The sequence below is a fragment of the Pseudoalteromonas sp. Of7M-16 genome (genome assembly GCF_022347805.1).
Lineage (GTDB): Bacteria > Pseudomonadota > Gammaproteobacteria > Enterobacterales > Alteromonadaceae > Pseudoalteromonas > Pseudoalteromonas luteoviolacea_F.
Genome location: NZ_JAKRFY010000021.1, coordinates 119,115 through 125,692, shown reverse-complemented (window position 1 = coordinate 125,692; position 6,578 = coordinate 119,115). Strand labels below are relative to the sequence as shown.

The following is a 6,578-nucleotide window of genomic DNA, read 5'->3' as shown; positions in this document are numbered from 1 at the left end:
ACTACTGAAACTAAAGCTAGCAGATCCGGTTTCTGTGCTGTTATAGCTGGTGTCATTCAGGGCCACACTATGACCACTTGGCGCGGTCGTATCTAATGTGCTGCTGGCAGTCACTGCTGTGGCCCCATTGCCAGCGGTATCCGTTAAGGTCACAGATAAAGTCAGCGTACCATCATTAAGGGCACTTAAATCCAAGTTGGATAGCTGCTGACTGGCTGACGTCACCGTGCCATTGCCCGTCACCGCCGTGCCGCCATTGCTGCTCGAAATGGTGTAGCTGTATGTTGCCCCCACTTCTGCGCTGCTAAAGGTAAAAGACGCCGCTGTTTTTTCGGTGTTGGAATATAAGCTGTCGCCAAACGAAACACCGTGGCCGCTCGGTGCTTGAGTATCTATAGTTAAAGATAAATTACTTGCCGAATTCGCAGTATTGCCCGCATTGTCGACAGATTGCGCCGAGATAGCGTGACTGCCAACCTGTAAAGTAGAGGTTGTAATACTCCAGGCACCACCAGACACAGTAGTGCTCCCAATATTGCCGTCGAGACTAGACAACAAGTTAATTGTGTCGCCAGTTGTGCCAGTACCTGTGATAGTTGGCGTCGTATCATTGGTAATATTATCTGTATTTGACGTGCCAGAATCACTACTCGCGGACAGATCCGGCGTACCTGGTGCATTTGGCGCACTGGTATCTATGGTTACATTTAAAGCACTTGAGGCACTACTCTCATTACTGCTTGCATCCGTCGCTTTTGCCGTAATGGCGTGTGTAGTAGCGGAGAGCGTACTGGTCGTAATTTGCCAGTTACCGCCTGTAGCCGTGCCACTTCCGATCACAGTATTGCCAGACTGATCACTATAAAGTCTAACAGTACTGCCAGACTCGGCTGTGCCACTAAATGTTGGCGTTGTATCTGACGTGACATTATCAGTGTTAGAACCACCGGTATCTGAAGCTGAATCAAGATCTGGCGTTGATGGTGCACTAGGCGCAACATTGTCGACCACAGTAACTGTGAACGATTTTTGGAATGTTGTCGTTGCATCATTTGACTGAACACAAACGATGTAATCACCAGCATTCAGGGCTGCCTGAGTTTGTAAACTAGAACTGTTGATTTGGAAGCTGCCATTGCCTGAGTGTGCAGAACAGGTGCCATTTGCACTACTTCCGCTATTTACCAAGGTGTAGCTATGTGTGTTAGCGCTATCAACGTCAGTAGTAGATAACGTACCCACATTAGCCCCTGAACTCGTGGCTGATTGATTGATGCTATTGGCTGACAACGCGATATCTGTTGGCGCATCATTTTGCGCTGTGATATTTACGACTGCTTGATTGGCGCCTGTGCTATTGGCAGTGCCGTCATTAAATGTATAATCAAGCGTTACACTTGAAGGTGGATCTTCCGACGTATTCCCATAAGAAATAGATTGAATGACACCATCAACAATAGTTGATGTTGCACTTGCATTAAACGTAAGCACCAAAGTACCAGCAGAGTTGGTTGTCACAGTACCAACATTTGTGCCGTTGTATGTAAAGGTATTTCCTTGTGTTAGTGCTCCAAGTAAATTCAAGTTCGCGAAAACATCTTGAGAGCTTGCCCCGCCATTTCTGGCTATGGTCAAAGACGCCCCGTTGTAGTTCCCATTTCCGCCATTTAACGCATCGAGCTCTGTATCAGCAACGTTTGCATCACTATCAATCGCAACTGCCGAACCATTTTCAGTAAACGTAGACAACCCGTTCAATGAGCTGAATACAGGTGTATCATTCGCTGCAATGAGCGTAATAAGTGTATTGGCTCCACTATCGGCAATTGTAAAGTCTAAACCCGCGCCAGGTGCGTTTGACAATGTCAGTGCAACTTCCACCGCGGCAAAATCGGTTGCATCTGTATCCACCTGTAAAGTGCTGTTGCCGTTGAAACGTACATTATTGGTTGTAAGGCCCGTCACACCTGTGATTGTTAGTGTGTCACCGACCGCTAAATCAGCGATTGTATCACCATGAAGATCCGCAGCAGCACCAATAAAATTATCGTTGCCACCATTACCTGTCATCGTATCGGTACCCGTACCTGGCCTTATGGTGTCAGCACTATCGCCGCCCGTTAATGTATCATTACCTGTTAAGTCAGTGGCAGCAATCACAAGGCTATCACCAGCAAGCGCTGAAGCGTTGATTGTCACGCCAGCATTAATGGCTGCCCCAGACGTATTGCTGACTGTGACACTACCACCATTGGTAGAGAAATTATCGGGTATAGTCACAGTGAATACACTGTTTGAACCAAGCGCAATCGTTTCAATGCTCGACACACTAGTTGAGGAAAAATTAAATGTGCCACCACTTACCAGTTGTATGCTTTCGCTCCCTGCAGCACCATTGATCGCTGTTGAAAAGTCGCTGATGTTCTGTGCATCGAGAGTTACGGTAGCGCCACTTGCAAGCGACAAGGTACCCACGCTGCTAAAGCTCGCCCCAGTCGTATCGGCACCATCACTTGCCAAAACAGTATCAGCGACCGTCGCTTCACCGGTCAGACTACCCGTAAACGTATTTCCAGCGATATTAAATGTAACCGCGTCACTGGATGACGTAGCAGTGGCACTGGTTGTCGCGCCTACATTGACTGTTCTTGTATTAGAGCTGTCATCACCTACCACATAGTTTTCAATGCCCGAAAGCACCGTTATGTCTCCATCACCCGTGATGTTAAACGTTTCAGTGCCAGCTGCCGTGATTGAACCGCTAAAGCTCTCGTTTTGAGACGCAGTCATGGTTACCGTAGCACCTGTCACTAAAGACAAGTTGGTAATATTTGTTATCGTTGCTCCACTGATGTTGGCGCCATTAGACATACTGAGCGTATCTGCAACTGTGTTATCGCCAGTGAGGGTGCCTGTAAAAGTGAGCGTACCAACATCAAATGTGACGGCATCACTGCTACTTGTTGCGGTTACCGAGTGCCCGGCAGCGCTAAGCGTCACGGTTCTTGAGTTGGTGGTATCATCATTGACAGTGTAATTTTCAACCCCTGAAACTGTCGTGATATTTCCGTCCCCACTTATCGACATGGTTTCTGTGCCTGCCGCTGTTATTGTCCCAGAGAATTGCGATAATTGGGCAGCGCTGAAACTCGCCGACGCCCCACTAGATAAAGTAAGGTTTTCAAAACCAGATACGGTGGCTGCGGCAATACTACCGCCATTTCCTACTGACAAAGTGTCGGTGCCTGAACCACCAGCAAGCGTTCCTGTCGCAACTAAGGTCCCCACAGTAACCGTGTCATTATTTGTGCTACCTGTGACATTTTGGCTCGCAGCACCTAGTGTAAACGAGTTCGCGACGGACAGAGTGTAAGATTCGATTGCCGCGTTACCTGTTAACCCGTCAGTGGCCGCGGAGATAGTGATCGTGTCAGTGCCCGATGCTGTAACAGAGCTAAAACTGTCATGCTGAGCTTCAGTCATAGTGACAGAAGCACCAGAGATAAGCTCTAGTACTTCAGTGTTTGATATCGTAGCCCCGCCAATATTTGCCCCATTGGAAAGACGCAAAGTATCTCCTGTGCCTCCACCGGCGTTAAGTGTGCCTGTTGGGGTTAACGCTGCGACATTTATCACGTCATTGGAACTACTGCCCGTTACATTGTGCGACGCGCTGCCCAAACTAAATGTCATAGCAGCATTTAACACATATGTTTCAATATCTGGATCACCCGTTAATTCGCCATTGCCATTGGCACTGGAAAGCGTGAACTGGTTTGTGCCATCACCATTGATCGTGGTGAAAGACTCATGCTGGGATTCGCTTAAGGTCAGATTGCCGTTGTTTTCAGCTGATAAAGTCTCAAAATTGGTTAATGACGTCAGGCCACTGATATCGACGCTATCTGAAACAGCAAGGGTATCAGTCCCGCCACCGCCATCTGCGGTCGAGCCCGACGCATGGGACGTTTGCGCAATTGTCAGCGTTTCATTTTCACTGGTAAACAAAATAGCTGGATTTAAATTAGCACCTGTTGTCGTATTAAATGACGCGCCAGACGATGTCGTCGACGTCACATTCGTGACACTGACGGTTGAAGTACGTGACACACTGTTATCAGTACCGTCATTTACAACCACAGTCACTGCTCTTGCTGTCGTATTGGGCGTTGACGATGAATTGTTATAGGTGATCGCATCTAAAAACGTTTGCACTTGAGCAAGCGTTGCAGTCGCCCCCGTAATTGAAATGGTATCTTGCAATGTGACATCTGATTTTCCTGAAACACCATTTAAGGCATTTTGAGCCGCTCCAGTTACGTTGAGCCCTTCGGACGCTCCATCTTGATCATTAGTTAGTGAAACCGTAATTGTCTTGATGGTATCTGACTCAGCATCAGTCACACTGGCACTATTGGTAATGCCAACCCCGCCACTACCTTCAGAAAACGCTGAAGATCTATCATTGCCCCCAGCAGCAGAATCTAAATCAACAACGGGTGCCGTATTCGCCGCTGTCACCGTTGCGCCCACCTTAAAGGTATATGTGCCTTCGTTGGGGTCATTGCTGGTTATGGTCACAGTTGCTTCAGGAGAGCCCACTGTTGTCGGATCAAGTTGAACGACAAAGGTCGTGCTCGTTACGCCGTTTAGTGAACTTGATCCAGGTTGGCTTGAAATAGAAAAATCATTCGAAGCAGAAATACTGACCAGCGGCGAACCACTTAAAGTTAACGTAGAGCTTGCAATCACATTTTCTATGGTAAACGTTCGGGTAAAGTTACTCGCACCAGTCTGATGTGAACCAAAATCTGTATGGTCACTGGCACTCGGAGTGGTATCTCCAGAAGTAATCGATTGGTTGTTTCCTTTAAGATTAATATCGGGATCTGGCGCAGCCGCCGCGGTACAGTCATCAGTATCAGGAAACCAAACACCTCCTCCAATAGCTGCTTCACAACTAGCTTTACTACCATATGCAGTGGTACAACCAAAATTTACTTGGCAAGAAGCTGCAAGCTCTTTGGCAATACTGACTTCACCACTGACTTGGGTGGAATTCATGCCGTTACTACTGAGTAACCCTTGCTTGGCTAAAAATGCGAGTGTCGCAGCTTTGGCATTTTCGCCATCATGCGATTTTACCTTTGCCTGCTTAGCAATGTTAAACACTTGTACTGGCTTTTCATCCTCAGCTTGCAGAAAGTGTGTATCGTCACTCACCTTAATTGTATCTAGCGTCGGCACCTCATGACTAGATGTAAAATAGCTCTCTGAAATATTTGAAGACGGATTCGCAGCGACAAGGGAAGGGATCATCATTCCCAGTATTGAGGTGGTCATATCAAGCTTTTTCATTTCAATACTTCCTTCGTAAATTCATACAAGTGCGCAGCGAGAGCATCATCGCCACTGATCATTTCAGGAAACGTAGAGTTAGGAATAATGCACAGGTCATAAAGCTGACTCACATCACCTTTAAATTGCAATTTTGATAGGATCTCGCCGTTATGTTTGTTTACTATCCATATACCACACACCGTATCCGTCTGGGTGTGCGACGCTGTCAACGGGATATTGCTGACAACCTTCGAGGCACGAACGTGACTGGTGGCAACCAGCATTAAGTCGCCCAAAAATGACAGCCCACGGGTAAAACCTGGTAAGGTACAAACCGTTGACTGTTTGCGGGTGTCTGGGTTGTAACATATCACTTCGCCTAAACCGGAATTACACAAATAAACAAGGCCATCGTGGCACCTAGGTGAGTGCGGCATAGATAATCCACAAAGCAGTATTTCATTACTATCTACATCTATCAGCGTACCATTTAGCTCTGTTCGCCAAGAGTCCTGACTATCTAATGTATTAAAAGTGGTCACATATTTTGGGCGCCCATCTTGCATCGCCATACCATTTAAATGGCAGCGATCCTCTGGTTTTAATTCACTGATAAAGTGCGGTTTCCATCGTGCTGTAAATCCGGACTCAGATGACACTGTGGCAAGGCAAGAAAAACTCGAATTGACTACCCACAGGCCTTCGTCTCCCCAGGCGATATCATGGGTATTCAAGGTCCCCGTTGTTAGAGAAGAGCGCTCAGTAAATAGCTTGTCGCACTGTTTGATTGCACTGATCTGTTCCGCTCTTAGCTGCTTAAACGAGGAAGTATCACGCTCTTCGTCACGCAGTTTACTGGCCAGCAAATCTAAATCGTCTAACTCTCCACGACAAACGCTGCTGCGAGACATATCGCTTGATTTAAAGTTCACAATGCGATTGACCGTACTTACTAAGAAACGATCTTCGCTCACACATACGCCCATTGGCCGAACAAACTGCTTAACGCTACAGCTAAGCGCATCTGCTCGGCTTCGAAGCAACATGACGGCATGTGACTGGTAGCTAGAAACCGCGAGAGAAACACCTAATGCTTGCAAGATTTTCGGAAAATTCTCACTGTACTGACTCGCAAAATCAATATTAACAAGTTCAGTTTCATGCTCTGAACTTCCATACCCACGTTCCCGATACCCTTGCATGCCTTTACTCCTTAGTGAACAGCATATTCAAGCCAC

Annotated in this window: 2 protein-coding genes; both read right to left on the bottom strand. The window is 47.0% G+C overall.

The features are described 5' to 3' along the window. A partial coding sequence (locus tag MHN81_RS19960; protein ID WP_239426524.1) for an Ig-like domain-containing protein occupies positions 1–5,358 on the bottom strand: 5,358 nt, incomplete at its 3' end. Continuing rightward, on the bottom strand, positions 5,355–6,542 hold the full coding sequence (locus MHN81_RS19955; protein ID WP_239426523.1) for a TIGR03032 family protein: 1,188 nt from the start codon (positions 6,540–6,542) through the stop codon (positions 5,355–5,357). The genes MHN81_RS19960 and MHN81_RS19955, both read right to left, overlap by 4 nt. Between the last annotated feature and the right edge of the window lie 36 nt (positions 6,543–6,578).

Bases quoted from the DNA above. Each gene is read 5' to 3' on its own strand.
- MHN81_RS19955 (WP_239426523.1), bottom strand. From the start codon at position 6,542: ATGCAAGGGTATCGGGAACGTGGGTATGGAAGTTCAGAGCATGAAACT.